This is a genomic window from Plebeiibacterium sediminum (assembly GCF_026013605.1).
In the GTDB taxonomy this organism is placed as follows: Bacteria; Bacteroidota; Bacteroidia; order Bacteroidales; family Marinilabiliaceae; genus Saccharicrinis; species Saccharicrinis sediminus.
Genome location: NZ_JAPDPJ010000299.1, coordinates 1 through 506 on the forward strand (window position 1 = coordinate 1; position 506 = coordinate 506).

Annotated in this window: 1 rRNA gene; it reads right to left on the reverse strand. The window is 47.0% G+C overall.

The window, feature by feature from the left end:
- Positions 1–506, reverse strand: a 23S ribosomal RNA gene (locus OM075_RS25550); the annotation flags it as partial.

Consider the following 506-nt stretch of genomic DNA (forward strand, 5'->3'; position numbering starts at 1 on the left):
GCTTCGGTAGTATACTTATGCCCGATTATTATCCATGCTCGATCGCTCGACTAGTGAGCTGTTACGCACTCTTTAAATGAATGGCTGCTTCCAAGCCAACATCCTAGCTGTCTATGCAATCAAACCGCGTTTGTTCAACTTAGTATACATTTGGGGACCTTAGCCGATGGTCTGGGTTCTTTCCCTTTCGGACACGGACCTTAGCACCCATGCCCTCACTCCTATTCATCATCTTACAGCATTCGGAGTTTATCAGGAGTTGATAGGCGGTGAAGCCCTCTCGTCCAATCAGTAGCTCTACCTCTGTAAGATTAAAATAAGGCTGCACCTAAATGCATTTCGGGGAGTACGAGCTATTTCCAGGTTTGATTGGCCTTTCACCCCTACCCACAGTTCATCCAAATACTTTTCAACGTAAACTGGTTCGGTCCTCCATTCCGTGTTACCGGAACTTCAACCTGACCATGGGTAGATCACCTGGTTTCGCGTCTAGCGCAGCTAACTTT